We start from the raw sequence: 22935 nt of genomic DNA on the forward strand, positions 1-22935 counted from the left end.
TAATCTCCTATATTCTTCTTAACATTTCAAGGTAATCAGTTAATTCCTGATATTCTTTTTTTCCTTCTTTTTCTATTTTATCAATTAAAGCTATACGTTCTAAATGCTTTTCTAAAAGCTGAAGCTTTGCTTCATAACCTTCAAGCGTTTTAACTGCTCGTTTGATATTATCAAAGACAGCATTTCTTGAAATGCCTAATTCTTCACTTATTTCTCCTAAGCTCATATCTTCTTCATAATATAAAGATAAATACTGATTCTGTTTATCTGTTAAAAGCTGTCTATACATATCCATCAATAAGATAACATGTTCTTTTTTTTCTAATATATCATTCATTTATTCACCCATTAAATCATGACATAAGCCATAAATATAAGCTTCTAAATCAAATTCCTGAAGATCATCAATCTTTTCTCCAAGACCTATAAACTTAACCGGAATATTAAGCTTATCTTTAATAGAAAGGACTATACCACCTTTAGCTGTACCATCCATCTTGGTTAGAACAATACCACTAATATCTGTAATCTTTGAAAATTCAACAGCCTGTGATATGCCATTCTGTCCGGTTGTTGCATCTATAACTAATAAGGTTTCCTGCGGTCCGTCAGCTACTTCACGCCCAATAATACGATTCATTTTTTCTAATTCTTTCATTAAGCCGGCTTTATTCTGAAGTCTTCCTGCAGTATCACAAATTAGAACATCTACACCTGAGGCTTTGGCCTGTTTTAAACCATCATAAATAACTGATGACGGATCACCGCCTTCTTTTCCTATCACACATGGAATATGTAAACGATCAGCCCATACAGATAATTGATCAATAGCTCCTGCTCTGAAAGTATCACCGGCTGCCAGCATCACACTCTTATAGTCCTCATTAATAATCTTATTAGCAAGCTTAGCAATAGTAGTTGTTTTACCGGCACCGTTTACGCCAACCATTAATATGACCGTAAGTCCTTCCTTAGCATAATTCAGTTTTGTTGTCATATAAGAATCATTGGCATAAATAATAAACATTTTATCAGCAATGATTTCGTTAATTTGTGAAGTATCTCTGATATTTTCAAGTCTGACTTCCTTTTTAATTTCATCAACGATTGTCATGACCATACTGACACCAACATCACTCATAATCAAAATATTCTCTAATTCATCAAAATAAGCATCATCCACTTCACGATATCTGGCTGCCAAAGCATTCAGTTTATCAGAAAACGAGCTTGATGATTTATCTAACCCGGCTCTATATTTCTCATTTGTAACAGCCGATTTCCCTACCAAAGCTTCTTTAATTTTATTAAAAAATCCCATATATTTCTCCTTTAAGCATCAGCTAATGCCGTTGCATCATCTAATTTGACACTTACCAGCTTAGTAACACCTTTTTGTTGCATTGTTGCACCATATAATAAATCACATTCAGCCATTGTGCCTTCTCTATGAGTTACAACAATAAATTGGGTTTTATCTGAATATTCTTTCAAATATTTCGCAAACCTTTCAACATTAGCCGGATCAAGGGCTGCTTCAACCTCATCTAATATACATAATGGCACAGGTCTTACTGACATAATCGCAAACAGACAGCTCAAAGCAATCAGAGCATTCTCTCCGCCCGAAAATGAATGTAGCTTAGCAGACTTCCCGGGAGGCTGAGCCTCTATTTCGATTCCGGTTTCTAAAATATCCTGTGGATCTACATAATGCAAAGAAGCATGTCCGCCGCCAAATAAGTATCTAAAAACTCTATTGAACTCTACATTAACAGCTTCAAATGTCTTTGTAAAGCGATCAATCATAATATGATCCATATCATTAATTGCTTTTAATAAAGAATCTTTAGCTTCAATAAGCTCTATTCTATTCTTATTCAACGATTCATAACGCTGAGATATTTCCGTATACTGATCAATAGCATCTAAATTAATATGTCCCAGCCCGGCAATTTTAATTCGTAAATCTCTTACTTTTTCTTTAGCATCTTCCGTATCCAGTCCCTCATTAACAAACTCTAAAGCATGTTCATAAGTCAGTTGATAAGAATCATTAAGACGATTTAAGGCATTCTGTATTTCTGTCTCATATTTTGTTTTATTAATTTTATTATTTGTGATAGCTTCTTCAATAATCTTAAGATGACTTCTTTCTTCTCTTAAAGTTTTGGCAATCTCATCATTCTCATTGACATAACTCATTCTTAATTCACGTTTTCCTTGAATTTGTTCCTTCAGTTGATCCCTTTCCTTCTTTGCCTTATTTAAGATTTCAAGAAGTTCATTTGATTTGCTGCCATCAGCAATTTCTTCTAATTCAACACTCTTATTAGTAAGTGCTTCATAATCACTTTTAGCTAACTGTAAATCATTTCTTTTATTTGTAACCACAATTTCCAACTGAGCAAAAGACATCTGTTTTTGCATAAACATTTGTCTTAACTCTCTAGTCATATTTTCCTGTTTAGAAAGTTCCAACTTCTTATGATGAAGCTCCTTCTCATGATCCGTCAGTTTTTCATTCAGTCTTTCTAATTCTTTCTTACTCGCAAAACCATCATTTTTATTCTTATAATTACCGCCAGTCAAACTTCCTCCTACATTCACAATATCTCCTGATAGTGTTACAACTTTCAATCTATAAGATGTATTCCGAGCTATTTTAACTGCATGATCTATATGATCAGCTACAATAATAGAACCTAAAAGATTAGAAACTATCTGATCTAATGAATGATCATATTCAACAAAATCACTCATAACACCTAAATATCCCTGTGATTCTCTCGCAATCAAAGCCAGATCACCACGTATTGTTCTTCCCTTAATAACATCTAAAGGAAGAAATGTTGCTCTACCGGCCTGATTTCTTTTCAGATAGGCAATAGCTCTTTTAGCATCTTCCTGATTTCTAGTTACAATATGATTAGAAGCAGCCCCTAACGATATATGGAGTGCTGTTTCATAATTTTCTCTGGCACTGATTAAATCACCTATTGTTCCTTTAATCCCGCTTAATGTTTCTTTTGCCTGTAATACTGATCTTACACCATAAGGATAATTAGACTTAGAATCCAGTAATTCTTTTAATCTTAAAGATTCATTCCTTTCAGCATGAATCTTTAAATTTAATGTTTCTGCCTCTTCTCTTAAAAGATTTTCTTTTAATAAAGCTTCTTTTTGTTTATTTTCTAATTCTTCTTTTTCTTTCTTTACCTGCTGATACCTCTGAACACGATCATTATATTCTGAAAGTGCATCCTGAAGCGTCTCTTTCATAGAAGCAATACGTAATGCCAGATTATCTTCATTCTGATTTTCTAAAATATGTTTCCTATTCGCATCAATTTCAACCTTCTGTGTTTCCAGTTCATTCACACGATTCATGGTAGCTAAAAGCTTCCCCTGTAATTCATTAATTTCACTATCTAAAGCATACATTTTTTCTTGAATAGCTGTATTCTTGTTTTCATTTAAGATAATATTACCTTCAAGCTCTGTAGCATGAGCATAAGATTCTGTTAATTCCTGATTAAGAATTCTCAGTTTTTCATTAAGCTTTTCAATTTCTTTAACCAAAACTGTAACTTCTATTTCCTGAAGTTCTCCTGAAAGCTGAAGATACTTTTCCGCTTTCTCTTTTTGTCTTTTTAAAGGATTCAGCTGTCTCTCCAATTCACCTGTAATATCTTCTACACGTTCCAGATTTTCTGTTGTTCTGGCAAGCTTTGATACAGATTCTTTCTTCCTCGCCTTATATTTAGCGACACCTGCCGCTTCTTCAAACATACCTCTGCGATCTTCCGGCTTACTGGCAACAAATTCATTAATAGAGTTCTGAGAAATAATAGATAATGAATCCCTTCCTAAGCCTGTATCCATAATCAATGTTGTAATGTCTTTTAAACGCACAGACTGACGATTAATAAAATACTGTGCTTCACTGCCATCTCGATAAATGCGCCTAGTAATCTCTACTTCATGTGAATCATAATCAAGATAGTGATCTTCATTATCAAAAACCAGTGTTACCTCCGCTATATTAAGAGGCTTACGATCCTCGCTTCCTGAAAAAATAACATCAGTCATGGTATCTCCACGCATAGCTTTAGCACTCTTTTCACCCAGCACCCATCTAATCGCATCAGTAATATTTGATTTTCCACATCCATTTGGACCTACTATTCCAATGACTCCCGGCATAAATTCAATAAAGCTTTTATCAGCAAATGATTTAAATCCTTGAAGTTCTACTCGTTTTAAATACATGACTTTCTCCTATCTTAAAATGACTTTCCCATCATTAAATCCATCCACAATAATAAGTGATTCTACCTGTAATCCTGCTTCTTCTAATCTTTTTCTTCCTTTTTGGAACCCTTTTTCAATAACAATGCCAACACCTTCAATAACTGCTCCTGCCTGATGTGCTAAATCAGCTATTCCTAAACAGGCCTCACCATTTGCCAGAAAATCATCAATTATTAATATGTGATCCTGACTATTAAGATATTTTTTTGAAATAATACCGATATAATCTTTATCTTTAGTATAAGAATGAATAACTGTCTTATAAAAATGATTATCTATTATACGACTTTCATCCTTTTTAACAAAAACAGTCTTGCAATGATCAAAATATAAAGAAGCAATAACTGCTAATGCTATACCGCTAGATTCTATAGTCACTATTTTATTAATAGGCTTATCTTTAAAACGTCTTTTAAATTCTTTTGCGATTTGTTCAAACAAAGCAACATCTATCTGATGATTTAAAAAAGAATCTACTTTCAGTATATCAGGTTCTATGACTATACCATCACTTAAAATACGCTTTTTTAATACTTCCATAGTTAATCTCTCTTTATATTTAATCTCTTTCTTAATTCATTTAAAGGTTGATAAGGAATAAAAACAGTAAAGATTGTCCCTACATCCTCTTGTGATTTTACATCTAGTTTAAACTTATGTAAATCAATTATTCTTTTAACAATACTTAATCCCAAACCATTTCCTTGTACACTTCGTGATTTATCTTCCCGATAAAAGCGTTCATAAATATGACTTAGGGCTTCCTGACTCATACCAACACCGGTATCCTCAACAGATATTTCTATTTCATTAGATTTCTTCTTAATCTCTATTGTAATAACACCTTTAGGCTTAGTATATTTAATCGCATTAGAAATAATATTAAGCCATACCTGTTCCATTCTTGAAGAATCAGCCTCTATAAAGATATCTCCTCTTGGTCTCTTAAATTCTATTTCTATATCTTTTGCGAGTGCTTCATTATCAGTCATTTCAATAACCCTGTTGATTTGTTCTATGAGAGAATATTTCTCAATATCTAAAGTAATATCTTCTCCTTCAAGTAAAGTCAGTTGCAACATATTTTTAGAAAGAATAGAAAGTCGTTGTGAATTATGCATAATAATATCAGCATATTTTCTTCTCTGTTCACTATCAAGCTCTTCATTCTTTAAAATAGTCGCAAAACCATTAATTGCGGTTAAAGGTGTCTGAAATTCATGAGAGACATCACTAATAAACTGCTGTCTTGTTTCATCCTGCTTAGCCAGCTGAATCGCCATCTGATTAAATGATTGAGATAATCTGCCTATTTCATCCTTACCACTATAAACCACTCTTACCTTATAATTTCCTTTTATCAGCTCATTAGTTGCTTTTGTCAGTCTGGATATTGGTTTTACAATAAAATCAGATATAACCATAAATACTATAGTCCCGCCAAAAAACATAATTAGTGCTGATAAAACATAAGAATCAATAAAAAATCTTGCTGAATCGCTCATATCTTTTGTTACATTCACAATATACATCTTATTATCAGTTTTAAATGTTTTTGTATAAGAAAAAATATTCCCCTTCATACTATGCGTTTGAACAGGTCTAACATTCTTCAGTATCTTATTAACTTTTTCCTTATTTAAAGACAATATATTAGTTTTATGACCATACTGAACAATTTTATCCTGAGTAATAATCTGAAAACTGATATTAGCAGTAGAAGCATAATTATGAAGTATTTTATCTAAATCATCGTGACTAATAAGTTTCATCAGATTACTAATATGTTCACCCGATGCTTCCAGCTCAGATAAAGCCATATTTTCAGCTGTTGTATTCCCCTTTTTTACTACAAAATATCCGGTAACAGTTAAACTAAGTATTAAAGACAACAAAAATCCTACAAACAGTTTCCCATAAACCGATTTCATTCTTCAACCTCTATCTTATATCCAAGTCCTCTTACCGTTACCACTTTAAATCCGGGTAAATATCCTAAATTCTCTCTTATTCTTTTAATATGTACATCAACTGTACGATCAAAGCCGTCATAATCCATTCCCCATATCTTTTCTATCAGCTGTTCTCTTGTAAAAATCTGATTAGGATTCTTAGCAAGCTCAAAAGCTAACTCAAACTGTTTAAGAGGTAAATGAATCTTCTGATCCTTATATCTTATTTCATATTTATCTCCATCAAATACTACATCTTTAATAGTTATTATATTTGATGAGTTAATACTATATCTTTTTAAAATAACCTTAATTCTGGCTAACAATTCATCAGGATCAAATGGTTTGGTAACATAATCATCAATCCCTAAACTAAATCCTCTCAGTTTATCTTTTGACTGAGATTTTGCAGTCAGCATAATAACCGGAAATTCACGATACTGTCGCATCTCTTCTACAAGCTCAAACCCATCCATACCAGGCATCATAATATCTACTAAAGCTAAATCTATGAACTGATTCTCAATAATTTCGATAGCCTGTTCTCCATTAGCTGCCATCAGACATTCAAATCCTTCTTTATCTAAATAGAATCTGACTAATTCACGAATATGTTCTTCATCATCTACAATCATTATTTTTGATTTCATACCGATACCTCACTTTTTAGATTATAGCATAGAAACAGTGATTTTTCTAATGTAAAAAAGCGTGATAATCACGCTTAAATTTGTGGTCCTTTAAGAACTTCTTTCAATTCTTTTAATAATAAAGGCAATTCATCCAATGATTGAAGCGTGGCTCCGCTGGCTAGAGCATGACCGCCACCATTAAACTTAGCAGCCACTTTATTAACAGGATATTGTCTGCTTCTTAAGGAAACTCTAATATTTCCTTCACTTTTATTTTCTGTTAGAGCCATATAAATCTTGTATTCTTCAATATTTCCCAACAGCTGCACATAATTGCTGCCTTCATTTCTGGTAATATTAAGATGATTTAATGTCTGATCATCTAAATAATAATAAGCAATTCCTTCATCATATATATAATGATTATAAATATATTTTGTAACATCTAATTCCTTTGCTTTTTTAACATAAATATCCCGATAAATAGCTTCTATATCAATACCTGCTTCTAATAATAAGGAAGCAGCCTGAAATGTTTTCTGAGTTGTATGGCGATATAAGAAACGATTAGAATCTCCTACAATCCCCATATAAAGACATCTTGCTGATAAGGAAGGAATAGGATAAGCTTCTTGATGCATTAATAAAGTCACAATTTCTGAACATGATGATGCTTCCGGATTCTCATATCTGATATCACCATAAGCATCTACAATAAGATGATGATCAATCTTAATAATTTCTTTACACAGATTAATATCACCATCTATTCTTTCTCTATTAGCAGTATCCATAACAATTCCTAAACTATCTTTATAAAAAGTAAATTCAGGCACCTCATTTATATAGAGATGATAAAGATCATCTTTAAATTCTCCTGCTAAAACTACATTCTTATCCGGAAAATATTTTTTAAGATAATAATACATGCCAACAGCACTGCCATAAGCATCTGCATCAGGATTGATATGACGATAAATAATAATATTCCGGTATTCTTTGATTTTATTAATAATAGTTTTCATTTGTACCTCTTCTGTCTTTATAATTACTCCTAAAGAATATCATAAAATCATTAAAAACACTATGATAATAATATTATTTGTTTTCTGGAGTATTCTTATGATAAATAGCTTCAAAATAATCAATAATTTCTATATTCTTATTTCTTAAAATCTGATAAGCGATCTTAGGATTTTCAGCAAATGATGCTCCCAGAATATTTTGATAAAAGATTCCATTACTAAAGTAATAAGTACATTCTATTTCATAAACAGTATGTAATCCCAGATGCATTGCTGAAGTTACGGGATTAATAAGTTTCATTTCTACATTTTCTAAATCATTCCAATGATAATGTAAATATGTCTCTTTTTCTTTTTTAAAAAGAATAGCTTTAACTATCTTTATCTTTCCTAATAGTCTCTATGAGCATAAGATGATATCTTCATCACATAGTTCTATATAATCCTGTTCATCGGTAAGCTGAAATAAAGCAATAAGTGAGAATACTATCCACCAGAATAATACATAAACAATAATAAAGCCTGTAAATAAATCATATTTCGGCAATGAGATACTTATGAAAATATTTAATCAGTGATGCATATAATATAAGCGGTACATCTATCAGTAATGAATAAAGAAAACAAATAGGTAATCTCTTCAGATAATCCCTAACGTTTGTTTTAGTACCAATAATAACAGTTTTATCTTCCATCTTAATAGATTCTATAGGCACATCAATCTCTCTTAAAAATATAATCTTTTCAATTAGAGTAATTACGATATCCATTCTCATCACGATATGGCTTTATAAGATCCATTTTCTCATAATATCTTAATATATAAGGACTTAGCTTTAATTTAGCTTGTACTTCTTTAATTAACATAAACATTTTCTCCTGATTTCTATGTTAAGCGTAAGCCTTAAAGCTAATCTAATGTCAAATAGTTTTTTTAAATATTTATTTTTAACTATTTTACCATATAAAAAGACCTTAAAGGTCTTTTTACAGTTCTAATAATCTAACAGTGTCTCTAGCAATGACTACTTCTTCATCTGTAGGTATAACATAACAGGCAATCTTTGAAGATGAGCTTGAGATCAATCCTTCACTATTACCGTGAGCATCATTAAGCTGATCATCCAAGAAAACATTGAATGCCTTTGAACATTTATCAATAATCATTTTTCTTAGATAAGCAGCATGTTCACCTACACCGGCCGTAAATGCGATTGCATCACAACCTCCTAACTCTACATAGTATTCACCAATATATTTTGAAACAATGCGAGTATAAAGCTCACATGTAAGTGCTGCACGCTCCATCTGTTCTTTAGTAGCTTTACCATCTTTATTGAAAAGAGCATTTTCAATATCTCTTGAATCACTTGAAATTCCTGATACGCCTTTCATTCCTGATTCATGATTATAAATATCCAGTAATTCATCAGGTGTTTTATTAAGCTTCTTGCAAAGATAAGGCATAATTGATGGATCTACTGATCCGCATCTTCCTCCCATCATAACTCCGGCTAATGGTGTAAACCCCATTGATGTGTCAATACATTTTCCATCTTCTACAGCTGAAAGAGATGCTCCATTTCCTAAATGACAGACGATCACCTTAGAATGTTTAGGATTCCCTAAACGTTCAATAACCTGCTCAGATACATATTTATGACTTGTTCCATGAGCACCATATTTTCTTACTTTATAGTCTGTATAGTATTCATATGGCAATGGATAAAGATATCTTTCAGGATCCATAGTCTGATGAAAAGCTGTATCAAAAGTAAAAACATGCTTAACGCCGGGCAAAGCTTTTTTAAATGCACGATAGCCGATAAGATGAGCAGGATTATGCAAAGGTGCCAATTCAGCTAATTCTTCTACTTTCCTTTCTACATCTTCATCAACAATAGCACTATCAGCAAAATAGGGTCCTCCCTGAACAATACGATGTCCAACTGCATCTATTTCATCTAATCTGGTAACTACTTTTTCTGCTACTAATGCCTTTAGTAATAAATCAACCGCCACTCCATGATCTGTAATCGGCTGTTGAACTTCTTTTTTATGATCATTATGCTTAATAGAAAAAGCTCCCATTTCTAATCCTATTCTTTCTACAATACCTGAACATATCACTTTTTCTTCAGGCATTTCAAACAACTGGAATTTTAATGATGAACTCCCAGCATTTACTGACATTACTTTAGTCATGATTCTTCCTCCTTCGTCAACATGTTTATTTTACTAGAAAGTGTTTCGTTCTTCAACTTCTTTTTGTAAGTGTTTCCAGTTCTTTAGAATAAATCCTCTTCTTCATTCTTATAATGTTCATCAATCACAATAGTTTCCATATTCTCAACACATTCTTCTATCTGTGACATAAAATCCCATGCTTTTTCATAAACTTCTGCTTTATACTTTTTAGGCTTAGTAGCAGGTCTTTTAGGTGTAAAAATAGTACAGCAGTCTTCAAACGGTCTAATAGAAATATCATAAGTTCCTATTTTCTCTGCTAGATCAATAATTTCCAATTTATCTAAACAGGCAACAGGTCTAATTACCGGTGTCCTAATAACTGAATTAATCGTATTCATAGAATCTAATGTTTGGGAAGCAACCTGACCTACTGATTCACCATTCACAATTGCCTGAATATGTCTTTTCTCACATACTTTTTCAGCTATACGATACATCATACGTCTCATAACTGTCATAGCATAAGATTCATCACAATGATCATAAACAGATAACTGAAGTCCCGTAAAAGGAATAATGTGTACCGCTATCCTGCCATGAGTGAAATTCTTCATCACGTCAGCTAAATCCAATACTTTCTCTCTGGCTTTTTCATTAGTATAAGGCGGAGATGCATAATGAATACATTCTATATCAATTCCCCTTTTCATCATCAAATAGCCGGCAACCGGAGAATCTATCCCTCCAGAAAGCATTAGTAAAGCTTTCCCTCCTACACCTACAGGATATCCTCCAGCACCTTTAATCACATTGTCCATAATATATGTGTAATCTTTTCTTAATTCTATTTTAACTCTGATCTGCGGATTATGTACATCTACTTTTAGATTCTCTTTTTTCGTATGATGAAAAACATAACCGGCGATAGCTTTATTCATTTCCAATGATGTCAGCGGGAAATCTTTGTCAGCTCTTTTAGTATCTATTTTAAAAGTATTCCCTTCATCTTCATCAATAATCCGACAGGCTATTTCTTTAATAATATCCATACTGCTTGCAGTTTTATAACAGATTGAAAAAGAATGTATGCCAAAAACAGTTTTCAGCTTATTTGTAACTTCATCTGAATCTTCACCATTTAGCATAATATATAAGTGATCATAAACCAACTGATATGTTAATAGCTTATACTCTTTTAATATTTCCTTCGTATTCTTTAATAATCTTTGAGTAAAGATTTTTCTGTTTTTTCCTTTTGTAGTCAATTCACCAAATCTGACCAATATATGATTAGGATACATAATTACCTCTGTTTCTTAACTTCTGTTAATGCTTGATCTAATGCTTTTATAAATATTTTAAGTTCTTCTTTTTGCGTTAAATGAGAAAGAGACAAGCGTAAAGCGCTTAATCCTATCTCTTCATTTATAGCTGTAGCTTGTAAAGTATGGGAAATATCCTGCTTTTTAGATGTACAGGCACTTCTTGCTGATAAATAAATATCTGATGTTTCTAAATAATGAACAAGTACTTCAGGCTTATAATGAGGTACTGAAAAATTTAATAAATATGGAGAAGCATTCTTTGGAGAATTAATAAAAACAGCTTCTCTTTTTTTCAGTTCTTCTCTTAAATACTGATTTAACTCAATTACATAATCATAATGTTCCTGCTGAGCTTCTAATGCCAGTCTTAATGTTTTCGCAAAAACAATATCTTTAGCACTATCACTTGTTCCTCCTCTTAATCCATATTCCTGTTGACCGGCAGTAATTAAAGGAATTAGTAAAGTACGATGATTTTTATAGAGAAGCCCGCTTCCTTTTAATCCATAAATCTTATGAGCAGAAAATGAAGCTAAATCTATACCTTTTAAATTGATAGGTATTTTCCCTAATGCCTGTACCATATCAACATGATATCGAGTCTTAGGGTTCTTTCTATGAATAATATCAGCTATCAAAGATACCGGAAGAATAGAACCTATTTCATTATTAACATACATTGTACTTACTAGAATAGTATCCTCCCTGATCATATTCTCTAATACCTGTAAATCTATCATCCCTTGATTATCTACATCTAAATAATCTACTTCAAAACCAAATACTTCAGCCATTTGCTTAAAGCTGGCATCTACACTGGAATGTTCAATTTTTGTAGTAATGATATGCTTTCCTCTATTTGAATATTGAAAACAAGCACCTTTAATAGCCATATTGTTTGCTTCACTGGCACAGCTGGTAAAAATGATTTCCTGAGGCTGAATTTTCAGCATCGATGCTATATGCTCTCTAGATTTTTCTATTAAGCCGCTAACCTGATATCCTAATGAATAAGCACTATCGGCATTCGCAAAATAGTTTTTTAATAATTTTATATATGCTTCATAAACATCTCTATTTAAAGGTGTTGTTGCCGCATAATCTAAATAAATCATTCTTTCACCCCATTTGTGAGTATTATACACAAAACATAGTCTGTGGTAAATCTATAAAAGGCATCCTTAGATGCCTTAAACTGATTGTGCTTCCTGTTTTTTTATCAGTTTCTCATAACTGCCCGGTTGAATTTTTTCAATCACATCAATTGCGGTTGTTAGTGCTTCAGTATATTCTCCATTTCTAAATAGTACTTCTGATTTTGTAAGTTCAGTATTTACTTCTAAAAATGTTGAGCGGAATCTGTTGCCAAAAACAATCGCTTCTTCTACCATCTGTGCAGTTACAATCAAATTATGAACATTATCATAAAGCTTATAAATAACATCTCTGGCTCCTTCAACTTTACTTGTCAATATTTCAAGCTGAACAGGTCTTTGATTTCTGAATTCTTGAATTTCTTCTGCTTTCTTATATGAATCTTTAATATAATCTTTATAGGAATCATTAATCATAGGTAAATGATGGTTCTTAATCTCAGATTTAGTCTCTAATAAGACAATATTGATATTCTCTAATTCTTCAATAGCCTTTGACTCTGTCTTATAGAAAACATCTCTTTGACTCACAAATTTTTCAATACAGTCGATATGTTCCGGAATGCGTTCTAATAAAGAATAAATTTTTTCAAGAGCATCATTATAAGCAAAATCTCCGGATAATATCTCATCTTCCAATTCTTTATAAGAATCGTAAAGAATCGTAAACTGGCGATTATTCTCTTCAATCGTAACTTCATCAGTATTAATCACATAGTAACTTCCCAGCTGCTGATAATCCTTCATACACTGTTCATAGCGATCATGAGTCTCTTCATATACTTTAATAGCCTCTTCCCAGTTTTTCTTAAATGCTTTATAAGATTCTCTTTCAGCATTCAGATCAATAACTAAAGATTCAATCTTATCTGTTAAAGTTTCAAGATTTTCTCCTGCCTTTTTAATCTTAACAGCTTTAACAAGTTCTCTTGCTTCTTCAAGCTGATTGACAATCTCATCATGCCTTTCAATCGCATTCATTGCTTCCAAAGCATAAGTATCTTCTTCCAGCTCTTTCATTACCAATTCAAAATCCTTAATCTTCTTAGGTAATAAATGAGTAACTACTGAAACATAAGAAGGCAATTCCTTCATATTATTAGATAAACGATCAATACGAGCTTCTATTTCACCGGTAAATTCTTTAGCATCAGAGAAAAGCTGATTATTCATCATTGTTTCAAGCTTCACAAAATCCTCATCAATACTCTTAAATATTTCTCCAACTTCGGGAACATAATTTTCTACTTTTCCTCTAATAGAATCATACTGACTCTGAACACTGCGATATTTCTCTTTAACTCTGATAATCTCTATTCTCTGTTCATTTTCTATTTCAGTAACTTTCTCAATACGTGCTAATAATTCTTTTGAATCCGTTTCATATTTATTAGCCATTATCGTCAGTTCATTAAGTTTCTTATTAGCACCTGACAACTTACCATAAAAAAGCTGTTCATCCACATCATTCACAAGAACACCTAATTCATTCTTCTGAAATTCTTGAAGACTATCATAATCTTTAACAAACTCTTCATATTCTTTTGCAACACCGGCCATATTTTTAGCAATACTTTTAACTCTTCCTAAACGATATTGAATAGGCAAAGTTTTAATACCATTAATTTTATTTTCTAATTCAACAATAGTCTGTCTATATACTTTCAATCTTAATGATCTATAAATAAGAATTGCAACGATTAATAATATAATAATGACACCTACAATCGCAATATTTCTGATGCCTACTCTTGCAATGAACTGAGTTATTTGTTCCATAATGCACCCATCCTTTTTATCTAATATATTAATATTATCATAAAACAAAAGCTATTTCATTAGTAAATCTTAAAATAGCTTGAATTTCCTAGGAAAAAGTGAATCCTTTCAATTTTCTTCTTATTGACAAAGACTGCTAAAGATGTATAATACAAATTGCAGTATTGCGTAGCGGTACATAGCAGTCTTAATTTCTATGTTTTCAACATTAGGATGTCTAGTATCTTTACCGCAGGAGAAAAACTTTGTGGGAACATACTTAAGATGAACTATGGCTCTACTTATTGCAAATATACAATAAGGAGGAAACGTCATGTCACGTTACACAGGTCCAGTATGGAAGAAATCAAGAAGACTTGGATTTTCAATTCTGGAAAATGGAAAAGAATTAAATAAAAGACCTTATGCTCCAGGCCAGCATGGTCAGGGCAGACACAAATTAACTGAATATGGATTACAGTTAGCTGAAAAGCAGAAAGTAAGACATATGTATGGATTAGGAGAAAAACAGTTCCATAATACTTTTGATAAAGCAAATAAAATGGATGGTATTACAGGAAGCAACTTCTTATTCTTACTTGAATCTCGTTTAGACAACCTTGTTTACAGAATGGGATTTGCGGTTACTAGAAGACAGGCTCGTCAGTTAGTCAATCATGGTCATATTTTACTAAATGGTAAAAAAACTGATATTGCATCAGCACAGGTTAAACCCGGTGATACAGTATCTGTAAGAGAAAAATCTTTACAGTTGGAAATCATCAAAGCCGCCTTAGAAGCTAACGCTTCTACTTTAGGATTTGTTGAAGTGGATATTGAAAAGAGAAGCGGTAAATATTTAAGATTACCTGAAAGATCTGAATTAAATCAGGAAATCAACGAACAGTTAATCGTTGAGTACTATAACAGACTTGGTTAATGACAAAAAAGAACATACAACATGTATGTTCTTTTTTATTTATATCTGTCAAACTCATCCTTGCTTATACCGGCGATTTCAAACATCCACATTCCCATAATATCAGATAAAATAGAATCACAGGTAAATTCTTCACCATTATCATCATATTTACAACTAAATAAAGGCATTCTTGAAGCTGCTTTATAAAATTTCAATGCTAAGTCTATTAATCCATTTGGATCAAAAGAAAGTGATAACTGTTTTGCAATAGTACTGCGAACTTCATCCCAATCTCTATTTTCAGATTGATAGTCCTTTCTTGTTTTTAACAGATAGCCATTACAGTATGCCCCTAAAAAATTTTGATTCCTGTAAAGATATTTACAATTAAAATCAAGAATATATCCCGCATGAAGCAAAAAAGTTAATAAATCCTCCAGATTCTCTGCGACTCTTCCGATCTCACCTTCACTGCTGATAAAGCCTATACTGTGATCTTCAAGAAACACATATTCACCGCCACTGGAATCTCCAGCAAAGGCTTTACAGACCATGGAATATACTTCATGATTATTACTGAATTGTACTTCTTGGCTACAAGGATAAAAATAAATATCACATTCATGCATCAATAAAGTATTAAGTTCATTATCATTCCTTATTATTTCTATTAATTTATTATTCATATAATAACCTTTCATTAAAATATATTATCCTACACGATGACCGGAAGCCGCTTCAAAATGATATTTGACAATACCAAGATCTATTCTTGAATAAAATCCTCCCCTTGCTTTTGCAATAACTCTATTATTACTGAAAGTGAAATAAAACTTTTGTTGGTTCATTGCAGTAGGTGCCAGCATCACTGCTTCCATGCCTCGCTGATACCATTCCAAATCATGATCAGTCAAATTAGAGACTTCTTGCAATGCTTTATTCTTATGAGGATATCCCTGATTTAATCCATAGCCTAATGCTATTAGAATAACCTCCTTCTCTCCTTTAGAAATAACTGCTGTACTTTTACCATGAGTCATCGCACACCAGCAGGTATTTAATCCCAGCTCCTGTGCTTTGAGTACTATTTGCTGACCATAATACCCGGCTTTTTCCTGAAGATTCTTTTCTTTCACTCCGATAATTGAAATATAATTACAGCAGCCTGAAAATTTACCATAATGAGCCCTCATTGAACGAAAGCACTTAGGTTCATCATAGATAATCTGAATATGCATACCGCTTTCCTTATTTATCTTTTGAGCAAGAGTGTCTAAAACCGCTCTTTTTTCTTCCTCTATAATTCTTTCACTATATCGTCTAACACTATGTCTTTGTCTCATAATCTCTAGAATATCCATTTTAGTATCTCCTTATTTTAAGTGTTCAAAGATTGTATGCCTATGTATAGGGTGATTTTGATCTCTTACTTTCTTTAAGTGAATAAGCATCTCTTTGGATATAATAAAAGACTGATTAAATGCATTAATCACAATACCCATTCCCTTAGTATCTCTATTTAATATATCAATAAAATCATCAATACATAATGTTAATACTGTTGCTTTATGAACATCATATTCAACCCATTTTTCACATTCCTTAAGACTCGTAAAAACCGGATAGTATTTTCCCCTAGAATTCGTTAATACAGGAAAAGAAATATTTGTGTCATTCTGTAATAAATAATTACCATCCTTTTGAGCTACAGGTCTTTTGGAAAAAGAGACAAGAACATAAAAATAACTCGATTCAGCAACATAAGTAAATAACTCTTCATAATAATCTTCATTCGATTGATTATTTAAATAATCTAACAATAACTCTATTCTTCTATTATCTAAGTTCCTTTGTTCCATAGTTTTACCTCACCTATAATTATACGAATTTATTGATAAAATAAAAGAGTTATGGCATACTTAAATCTAAAAGAGGTTAATAGATGGAAACAGTATTATTTGATTTAGATGGTACTCTTACAGATAGTGGCGAAGGAATTATCAAGAGTGCAGATATTGCTTTAAAACATTTTAATATTCATGCAACACAAGAACAATTAAAGGTCTTTGTAGGACCTCCATTAATAGAAACATTTAAAATGTTTGGTATTCAGGAAAGTTCTTTAGATGAAGCAGTAAAACTGTTTAGAAAAAGATATTTAACTGTAGGAAAGTTTGAAAATCATCCTTATCAGGGAATTGAAAATGTTCTTAGAACACTCAAAGAGAAAAACTATAATCTTTTTGTTGCTACCAGTAAGCCGGAAAAAATTGCGATTGAGATTTTAGATCATTATGAACTATCTCCTTATTTTACTAAGATTTGCGGAGCTACAATGGATGAGAAAAGAAGCAGTAAAGATGATGTTATCTCCTATTTAAAGACTCATGTTGATACTGATAAGATGCTGATGATTGGTGATACTATTTATGATGTATTAGGCGCTAATGTTCACTCTATTCCTACAATTGGTGTATCATGGGGATATGGAAACCCAAAAGAAATGAAAAAAGCCGGTGCAATCACCATTGTGCATACACCGGAAGAACTTTTAGATGAAATTATCAGCTTTAAATAGACTGTTAGAATAATCTTTGATAAAATAGGCAGAAAGATTTAGAGGTAAAAAAATGGAAGAAAACATAAGTAAGAATTTTATAGAAAAAATTATTGATGAAGATTTAGAGAATGGTACATATGCAAAGGTTGTTACAAGATTTCCACCGGAGCCTAATGGATATCTGCATATCGGACATGCTAAGAGTATCTTATTAAATTATGGATTGGCACAGAAATATAATGGTGATTTTCATTTGCGTTTTGATGATACAAATGCTAAAAAAGAAAATACTGAATTTGTGGATAGTATTGTAAAAGATGTTGAGTGGCTCGGTGCTAAATATGTAGGAGGCATCAGATATGCATCCAATTATTTTGATGATATGTACAAAGCAGCAATTGAACTGATTAAAAAGGGAAAAGCTTATGTGGATGATTTAACTGCTCAGCAGATTAGAGAATATCGAGGAACATTAACTGAACCCGGTAAGAATTCACCTTATCGAGATAGATCTATTGAAGACAATTTAGATTTATTTGAAAGAATGAAAAACGATGAATTTAAGGATGGTGAAAAAGTATTACGTGCTAAAATAGATATGAGTTCTCCTAATATTAATATGAGAGATCCTATTATTTATCGTGTTGCTCATGTTACTCATCATAATACAGGTGATAAGTGGTGTATTTATCCAATGTATGACTTTGCTCATCCTATTGAGGATGCCATTGAAGGGATTACCCATTCTATTTGTACATTAGAATTTGAGGACCACAGACCTCTCTATAACTGGGTTGTTGAAGAATTAGGATATCCTCATCCTCCTAAACAGATTGAATTTGCTAAACTATATCTGACAAATGTTGTTACAGGAAAAAGATATATTAAAAAGCTTGTTGAAGAAGGGATTGTTGATGGTTGGGATGATCCTCGTCTAGTTACAATTGCCGCCTTAAGAAGAAGAGGATTTACTCCGGAATCATTAAAGATGTTTATGGAAATGACATCTGTGACTAAGAGTAATTCTTCTGCCGATTATGCAATGCTGGAATATTGTATCAGAGATGACTTAAAACCTAAGGCACCACGTTTAATGGCTGTCTTAGATCCTATTAAACTTATTATTGATAACTATCCTGAAAAGATGACGGAATATCTTGATGCCCCTAATAATGTAGAGAATCCTGAATTAGGTTCAAGAAAAATACCGTTTGAAAAAGAGCTTTATATTGAAAGAGAAGATTTTATGATTGAACCTCCAAAAAAATATTATCGTTTCTTTGTTGGTAATGAAGTCAGATTAATGAATGCTTATTTCGTAACTTGTACAAGTTACGAAACCGATGATAACGGTAATGTAACAGTGATCCATGGTACTTATGATCCGGAGACTAAAAGCGGATCCGGATTTAACAGCAGAAAAGTAAAAGGTACTATTCACTGGGTATCTGCTCACCATTCAAAAAAGGTTACAGTTCGTCTTTATGAACAGTTAGTTGATGAAGAAAAAGGTGTTTATAATGAAGATGGCAGTGTCAATTTAAATCCAAATTCATTAACCGTTATTCATAATGCCTATATTGAAGAGAATATCAAGAACTATAAGGCTGGAGATTCTTTCCAGTTTGTCAGAAAAGGCTTTTTTAATATTGATCCAAAGGATTCTACTGCCGATCATCCTATCTTCAATAGAATAGCTTCTATGAAATCATCATTTAAATTACCTAAGTAAAAGATTGCTGATAACAGCAATCTTTTATTCTCTAATCAAATTCTTTACGCCGGCTTTTGCAGCAATCCTGTAATAATGTTCCATTTCGTCTTTATTAAACATCCTATAATTCTTGCTTAATTCATATTCCAGATTCAGCAATTCATACTTTGATAATCCTAATGGATTATAGTTTAATAATTCATATCTTACATCAGAATAAAGATAGACTAAGAAGGAAGCAATATTCTTAATATTCTTATCATTTGCGGTGATATAAGGTATCAGAGGTGTCCTTATAATGACTTTATCTTTATGGCTGCTTGTCAGAATATATCTAATATTGTCTTTGATGATATTTGATGAAACATTTGTATACTGTTTATGTTCCATTTCATCAAATAGTTTGAGATCAATATAAATCAAATCTAAATAGGAGAGTATTTTTTTAATATAGTCTAGTGAAGCATACATTGTGGTTTCAATCGCAGTATGTATACCTTCCTGTTTACATTTCTTTAATATTTCTATTAAAAAATCTCCTTGTGCTAATGGTTCTCCTCCAGAAAAGGTTACACCGCCATCATTTCTGAAGAAAACCTGATCTTGCCTGATTTTTTCCAGCAATTCCTCTAATGTATATTCCTGACTGTCATATCTGATTGCATTTGCCGGACAGGCTTTGATAAGATTATCAAAGTTTTTTTTATAATCGAGGTTAAAATAAGGACGATCATTCTTATAAATCATTTGATTCTCAAAAGATGCTTTTTCACATCTATGACAATGAATACAATTATTTTTAAAATAAATAGGTCTTTTATTAAATGTTAATCCTTCAGGATTCTGACACCATTTACACCTTAAAGGACATCCTTTAAAAAATACTGTTGTTCGTAATCCTGAGCCATCATGAATCGCAAATCTTTTAATATCAAATACTAATGTCTTCATAGGCTGTACGCTCAATAATCTCATCTTGCAGCTTTCCTGCCAATTCTACAAAATAAGCAGTATAACCGGCTACTCTGACTGTAAGTGATCGATGTCTTTCCGGATGTATTTTTGCATCTAAAAGATCTTCTCTTCTTACTACATTAAACTGAATATGAGGAATCTTTAAATCAATAAAAGCTCTTAAGAAATTTTCGAACTTCATCATTCCTGTCTGTGTATGAAAGAACTCCGGCAGAAATTTCATATTTAATAACCCTCCATTTGTAGTATAAGAGTTATTCATTCTTGATACTGACTGTAAGACTGCTGTCGGTCCTTCCATATCTCTGCCATAGACCGGTGACATTCCTCCATCAGCTAGCGGCATATAAGCATTTCTGCCATCCGGAGAAGCTCCTACATTCTCTCCCATTGGTACATGTGCAGAAACAGTATACATACCGGTATGATAAAGACCTCCTCGATAATTCTGATATTCCTTTAATTTAGCCTTAAAATATCCTGCCCATTTTGATCCTAAATTATCTACCCATTTAATATCATTACCATATTTAGGTACCTTATTCAAAAGCATTGTCTGGGTAATTTCATGTCCTTTGAAATCTGCTTTTAAAGATTCCAGTAATTCATGAGCAGTAATCTCTTTTCGATCATAAACCAATTCTTTAACCGCTGCTAATGAATCAGCAAGATTAGCAATCTGAATCATTTGTATTCCTGATAGATTGTACTTTGCTCCGCCACAAGTTACATCTATACCTTTATTCATACAATTATCAATTACTGAAGAAAGAAAAGCTGTAGGAAGATAATCCTGATGTGCTTTCTCTACTATTATTTCAGCTTTAATCATTTCATTAATAAAATAATCAATCTGTTTTGAGAAAGCTGATTCTAATTCTTCAAATGTTTTGTAAGTCTCTATATTACCTAAATCCAATCCCATTTGTTTACCTGTTAATAAGCATCTTCCATTATTCAACGTCAGTTCCAATGCTTTATTTAAATTAAACATAGCTGCATCGGACCAGCCAAGAGAATTACCATGTGATGTAAGTTCTACACATCCTACAATCGCATAATTTAAAGCATCTTTCTTTTCAATTTTTAAATTATTAATCATTGGTTCAATGATAGCTTCATCATTGAAAAACTGTGGCATCCCGCTGCCTCTGGCTACTACTTTAATAGCCTCCTGCATGAATTCATGCGATGTATTCTTATTAAGTCTGACAGATAAATTAGGCTGAGGCAATCCTAAATGATATTGTGCCTTAAGCATTAATAATGATAATTCATTATATGTATCTTTTCTATTCTCATCAACTCCTCCTATCGCAATATTAAAGCCAATAGGAAACCCGGCAAAATATTTAGCACTATTCTGATTTCTTAAATAAACAATCTGATTAAACTTGAGCCATAAGCATTCTAGTATTTCTAATGCTTCTTGATTGCTTAATAAACCCTTCTCCCTATCTTTTTGGTAATATGGATAGAGATACTGATCCATTCTGCCGGGAGAAAAAGAAGAAGCATTAGATTCCATATGTAATATCACAAACAAGAACCATACAGACTGAGCAGCTTCATAAAAATTATGTGGCTCCCTTTTTGATAAATTTAAACAATTTTTAGCAGCCTGCTTTAAAGAAGCATGATATTTATTATCTATCTGATCCAGCATATTCATTATATAATCATGGTATCTAATCATAAAATGACAAGCCCCTTCCAGCACAATAATAACACATTCATAGAATTCTTTATTTTCTTTAGAACATGTTTTTAATTTTTCTTGAGCCTCTTTTATAAGCCCTCTTGGTCCTTTCTCAAGCCACAATCCGGTATTTGGACAAATGTGACCCTGAGCATGATCTTTCTGATTAATCTTAACAACTTTACTAATAGATTCAATATGTTTCCCATCATTTTTCTTAATCGCATCTTCTAGAGTTCTCCCTTTCCAATAAGGATAAATACTTTCTCTAAATTCTTTAATATCTTCCCGATTTACTAAAAACTGATCTTGCGGTCTTGTAGGCAAAGTTTCAAATTCTCTATCTATCCATGAACATCCGCTTTCAGGAAAAATTACACCGTATCTGACTCCTTTTGTTCTATTTCCTACAATCATCTCTTCTTTCTCTACACTAATTTCTAATTCCTCTAAAGATGCTCTTAAAGATAAGGCACGTTTTTTAGAAACAGAAAAATTTTCATTTTCCTTATAAATACGAGTAATAATACGAGCCTGTTCAATAGACACATATCTTGGTGAACTTAACATTCTATCTTTTAATATATCAATTCTTTCAGTCATTTTTAAGTTATTCATGTTCTTTTCCTCTTTCTTTTTTATTATAACTTTTTATTAATTTTAATACAATATTTTTTAATAAAAAATAATAATATAATTATTTATTTCAATAAAA

23 protein-coding genes are annotated in these 22935 nt (G+C 32.0%); 3 read left to right on the forward strand and 20 right to left on the reverse strand.

What is annotated here, in order from left to right; genetic code table 11:
• Positions 1-7: 7 nt before the first annotated feature.
• The 15 genes from ylxM to HMPREF9943_RS08020 form a co-directional block, all read right to left on the reverse strand.
• A complete protein-coding gene (gene ylxM / locus HMPREF9943_RS07960) occupies positions 8-337 on the reverse strand; it encodes a YlxM family DNA-binding protein (RefSeq protein WP_004803774.1) in 330 nt (109 codons plus the stop codon).
• Entirely contained in the window at positions 338-1321 is a 984-nt protein-coding gene (gene ftsY / locus HMPREF9943_RS07965) for a signal recognition particle-docking protein FtsY (protein WP_004803776.1), read from the reverse strand.
• Positions 1322-1332: 11 nt separating this feature from the next.
• A complete protein-coding gene (locus tag HMPREF9943_RS07970) occupies positions 1333-4272 on the reverse strand; it encodes an AAA family ATPase (protein ID WP_004803778.1) in 2940 nt (979 codons plus the stop codon).
• 9 nt (positions 4273-4281) lie between these two features.
• The gene (locus HMPREF9943_RS07975; protein ID WP_004803780.1) at positions 4282-4854 is read right to left on the reverse strand and encodes a xanthine phosphoribosyltransferase; all 573 of its coding nucleotides are present in this window, start codon (positions 4852-4854) and stop codon (positions 4282-4284) included.
• 2 nt (positions 4855-4856) lie between these two features.
• Complete coding sequence (locus HMPREF9943_RS07980; protein WP_004803781.1) at positions 4857-6245, reverse strand: sensor histidine kinase; 1389 nt, start codon at positions 6243-6245, stop codon at positions 4857-4859.
• Entirely contained in the window at positions 6242-6916 is a 675-nt protein-coding gene (locus HMPREF9943_RS07985) for a response regulator transcription factor (RefSeq protein ID WP_004803783.1), read from the reverse strand. Before HMPREF9943_RS07985 ends, HMPREF9943_RS07980 begins: the two co-directional genes overlap by 4 nt.
• Before the next feature lie 74 nt (positions 6917-6990).
• Positions 6991-7923 (reverse strand): DHH family phosphoesterase, encoded by a 933-nt coding sequence (locus tag HMPREF9943_RS07990; RefSeq protein WP_004803784.1) that lies wholly within the window; start codon positions 7921-7923, stop codon positions 6991-6993.
• Positions 7924-7996: 73 nt separating this feature from the next.
• Positions 7997-8224, reverse strand: a complete 228-nt coding sequence (locus tag HMPREF9943_RS07995; RefSeq protein ID WP_004803786.1) for a hypothetical protein — start codon at positions 8222-8224, stop codon at positions 7997-7999.
• 99 nt (positions 8225-8323) lie between these two features.
• Positions 8324-8470, reverse strand: coding sequence for a hypothetical protein (locus HMPREF9943_RS10100; protein WP_154647535.1), 147 nt, complete (start codon positions 8468-8470; stop codon positions 8324-8326).
• Complete coding sequence (locus HMPREF9943_RS08000; RefSeq protein ID WP_040402809.1) at positions 8457-8693, reverse strand: hypothetical protein; 237 nt, start codon at positions 8691-8693, stop codon at positions 8457-8459. The genes HMPREF9943_RS10100 and HMPREF9943_RS08000 overlap by 14 nt, the downstream gene beginning before the upstream one ends.
• Positions 8668-8790, reverse strand: coding sequence for a MerR family transcriptional regulator (locus tag HMPREF9943_RS10305; protein ID WP_004803790.1), 123 nt, complete (start codon positions 8788-8790; stop codon positions 8668-8670). Before HMPREF9943_RS10305 ends, HMPREF9943_RS08000 begins: the two co-directional genes overlap by 26 nt.
• Before the next feature lie 120 nt (positions 8791-8910).
• Positions 8911-10128: an acetate/propionate family kinase gene (locus HMPREF9943_RS08005; RefSeq protein WP_004803793.1), complete on the reverse strand. Its 1218-nt coding sequence runs from the start codon at positions 10126-10128 to the stop codon at positions 8911-8913.
• Positions 10129-10211: 83 nt separating this feature from the next.
• Positions 10212-11414 (reverse strand): tRNA uracil 4-sulfurtransferase ThiI, encoded by a 1203-nt coding sequence (gene thiI, locus HMPREF9943_RS08010; protein ID WP_004803795.1) that lies wholly within the window; start codon positions 11412-11414, stop codon positions 10212-10214.
• 2 nt (positions 11415-11416) lie between these two features.
• Entirely contained in the window at positions 11417-12553 is a 1137-nt protein-coding gene (locus HMPREF9943_RS08015) for a cysteine desulfurase family protein (protein WP_004803796.1), read from the reverse strand.
• A 75-nt stretch (positions 12554-12628) separates the two neighbouring features.
• A complete protein-coding gene (locus HMPREF9943_RS08020; RefSeq protein ID WP_004803800.1) occupies positions 12629-14371 on the reverse strand; it encodes a septation ring formation regulator EzrA in 1743 nt (580 codons plus the stop codon).
• A gap of 313 nt (positions 14372-14684) precedes the next feature.
• Between HMPREF9943_RS08020 and rpsD the strand changes: the two genes are divergently transcribed.
• Positions 14685-15290, forward strand: coding sequence for a 30S ribosomal protein S4 (gene rpsD, locus HMPREF9943_RS08025; RefSeq protein WP_004803801.1), 606 nt, complete (start codon positions 14685-14687; stop codon positions 15288-15290).
• 35 nt (positions 15291-15325) lie between these two features.
• Here rpsD and HMPREF9943_RS08030 read toward each other — a convergent pair whose 3' ends face one another.
• From HMPREF9943_RS08030 to HMPREF9943_RS08040, 3 genes are read right to left on the reverse strand one after another with little or no spacing between them, the layout of a single operon-like run.
• Positions 15326-15958: a hypothetical protein gene (locus HMPREF9943_RS08030; RefSeq protein WP_040402831.1), complete on the reverse strand. Its 633-nt coding sequence runs from the start codon at positions 15956-15958 to the stop codon at positions 15326-15328.
• A gap of 24 nt (positions 15959-15982) precedes the next feature.
• Positions 15983-16633, reverse strand: coding sequence for a nitroreductase family protein (locus HMPREF9943_RS08035; protein ID WP_004803806.1), 651 nt, complete (start codon positions 16631-16633; stop codon positions 15983-15985).
• A 12-nt stretch (positions 16634-16645) separates the two neighbouring features.
• Positions 16646-17131 carry an SseB family protein gene (locus HMPREF9943_RS08040; RefSeq protein WP_004803808.1) on the reverse strand — a complete coding sequence of 162 codons (486 nt, stop codon included), beginning with the start codon at positions 17129-17131 and terminating at the stop codon, positions 16646-16648.
• An 83-nt stretch (positions 17132-17214) separates the two neighbouring features.
• Here HMPREF9943_RS08040 and HMPREF9943_RS08045 point away from each other — a divergent pair, with 83 nt between their 5' ends.
• Together HMPREF9943_RS08045 and HMPREF9943_RS08050 are read left to right on the forward strand one after the other, a co-directional pair.
• Complete coding sequence (locus tag HMPREF9943_RS08045; protein WP_004803810.1) at positions 17215-17850, forward strand: HAD hydrolase-like protein; 636 nt, start codon at positions 17215-17217, stop codon at positions 17848-17850.
• A 52-nt stretch (positions 17851-17902) separates the two neighbouring features.
• Positions 17903-19564 carry a glutamine--tRNA ligase/YqeY domain fusion protein gene (locus tag HMPREF9943_RS08050; protein ID WP_004803812.1) on the forward strand — a complete coding sequence of 554 codons (1662 nt, stop codon included), beginning with the start codon at positions 17903-17905 and terminating at the stop codon, positions 19562-19564.
• Positions 19565-19588: 24 nt separating this feature from the next.
• On the opposite strand, the gene HMPREF9943_RS08055 is transcribed toward HMPREF9943_RS08050, so the two are convergent.
• Positions 19589-20521, reverse strand: a complete 933-nt coding sequence (locus HMPREF9943_RS08055) for a glycyl-radical enzyme activating protein (RefSeq protein ID WP_004803813.1) — start codon at positions 20519-20521, stop codon at positions 19589-19591.
• A complete protein-coding gene (locus HMPREF9943_RS08060; protein WP_004803815.1) occupies positions 20478-22838 on the reverse strand; it encodes a glycyl radical protein in 2361 nt (786 codons plus the stop codon). Before HMPREF9943_RS08060 ends, HMPREF9943_RS08055 begins: the two co-directional genes overlap by 44 nt.
• Between the last annotated feature and the right edge of the window lie 97 nt (positions 22839-22935).

The organism is Eggerthia catenaformis OT 569 = DSM 20559 (assembly GCF_000340375.1).
GTDB classification, from domain to species: domain Bacteria; phylum Bacillota_I; class Bacilli_A; order Erysipelotrichales; family Coprobacillaceae; genus Eggerthia; species Eggerthia catenaformis.

Bases quoted from the DNA above. Each gene is read 5' to 3' on its own strand.
- HMPREF9943_RS07980 (WP_004803781.1), bottom strand. From the start codon at position 6,245: ATGAAATCGGTTTATGGGAAACTGTTTGTAGGATTTTTGTTGTCTTTA.
- ylxM (WP_004803774.1), bottom strand. From the start codon at position 337: ATGAATGATATATTAGAAAAAAAAGAACATGTTATCTTATTGATGGAT.
- HMPREF9943_RS07975 (WP_004803780.1), bottom strand. From the start codon at position 4,854: ATGGAAGTATTAAAAAAGCGTATTTTAAGTGATGGTATAGTCATAGAA.
- HMPREF9943_RS08040 (WP_004803808.1), bottom strand. From the start codon at position 17,131: ATGGAACAAAGGAACTTAGATAATAGAAGAATAGAGTTATTGTTAGAT.
- rpsD (WP_004803801.1), top strand. From the start codon at position 14,685: ATGTCACGTTACACAGGTCCAGTATGGAAGAAATCAAGAAGACTTGGA.
- HMPREF9943_RS08005 (WP_004803793.1), bottom strand. From the start codon at position 10,128: ATGACTAAAGTAATGTCAGTAAATGCTGGGAGTTCATCATTAAAATTC.
- HMPREF9943_RS07970 (WP_004803778.1), bottom strand. From the start codon at position 4,272: ATGTATTTAAAACGAGTAGAACTTCAAGGATTTAAATCATTTGCTGAT.
- HMPREF9943_RS08015 (WP_004803796.1), bottom strand. From the start codon at position 12,553: ATGATTTATTTAGATTATGCGGCAACAACACCTTTAAATAGAGATGTT.
- HMPREF9943_RS07990 (WP_004803784.1), bottom strand. From the start codon at position 7,923: ATGAAAACTATTATTAATAAAATCAAAGAATACCGGAATATTATTATT.
- HMPREF9943_RS07995 (WP_004803786.1), bottom strand. From the start codon at position 8,224: ATGAAACTTATTAATCCCGTAACTTCAGCAATGCATCTGGGATTACAT.
- HMPREF9943_RS08055 (WP_004803813.1), bottom strand. From the start codon at position 20,521: ATGAGATTATTGAGCGTACAGCCTATGAAGACATTAGTATTTGATATT.
- HMPREF9943_RS08035 (WP_004803806.1), bottom strand. From the start codon at position 16,633: ATGGATATTCTAGAGATTATGAGACAAAGACATAGTGTTAGACGATAT.
- thiI (WP_004803795.1), bottom strand. From the start codon at position 11,414: ATGTATCCTAATCATATATTGGTCAGATTTGGTGAATTGACTACAAAA.
- HMPREF9943_RS08030 (WP_040402831.1), bottom strand. From the start codon at position 15,958: ATGAATAATAAATTAATAGAAATAATAAGGAATGATAATGAACTTAAT.
- HMPREF9943_RS08060 (WP_004803815.1), bottom strand. From the start codon at position 22,838: ATGAATAACTTAAAAATGACTGAAAGAATTGATATATTAAAAGATAGA.
- HMPREF9943_RS10305 (WP_004803790.1), bottom strand. From the start codon at position 8,790: ATGTTAATTAAAGAAGTACAAGCTAAATTAAAGCTAAGTCCTTATATA.
- HMPREF9943_RS07985 (WP_004803783.1), bottom strand. From the start codon at position 6,916: ATGAAATCAAAAATAATGATTGTAGATGATGAAGAACATATTCGTGAA.
- HMPREF9943_RS08050 (WP_004803812.1), top strand. From the start codon at position 17,903: ATGGAAGAAAACATAAGTAAGAATTTTATAGAAAAAATTATTGATGAA.
- HMPREF9943_RS08020 (WP_004803800.1), bottom strand. From the start codon at position 14,371: ATGGAACAAATAACTCAGTTCATTGCAAGAGTAGGCATCAGAAATATT.
- HMPREF9943_RS08045 (WP_004803810.1), top strand. From the start codon at position 17,215: ATGGAAACAGTATTATTTGATTTAGATGGTACTCTTACAGATAGTGGC.
- ftsY (WP_004803776.1), bottom strand. From the start codon at position 1,321: ATGGGATTTTTTAATAAAATTAAAGAAGCTTTGGTAGGGAAATCGGCT.
- HMPREF9943_RS08000 (WP_040402809.1), bottom strand. From the start codon at position 8,693: ATGGATATCGTAATTACTCTAATTGAAAAGATTATATTTTTAAGAGAG.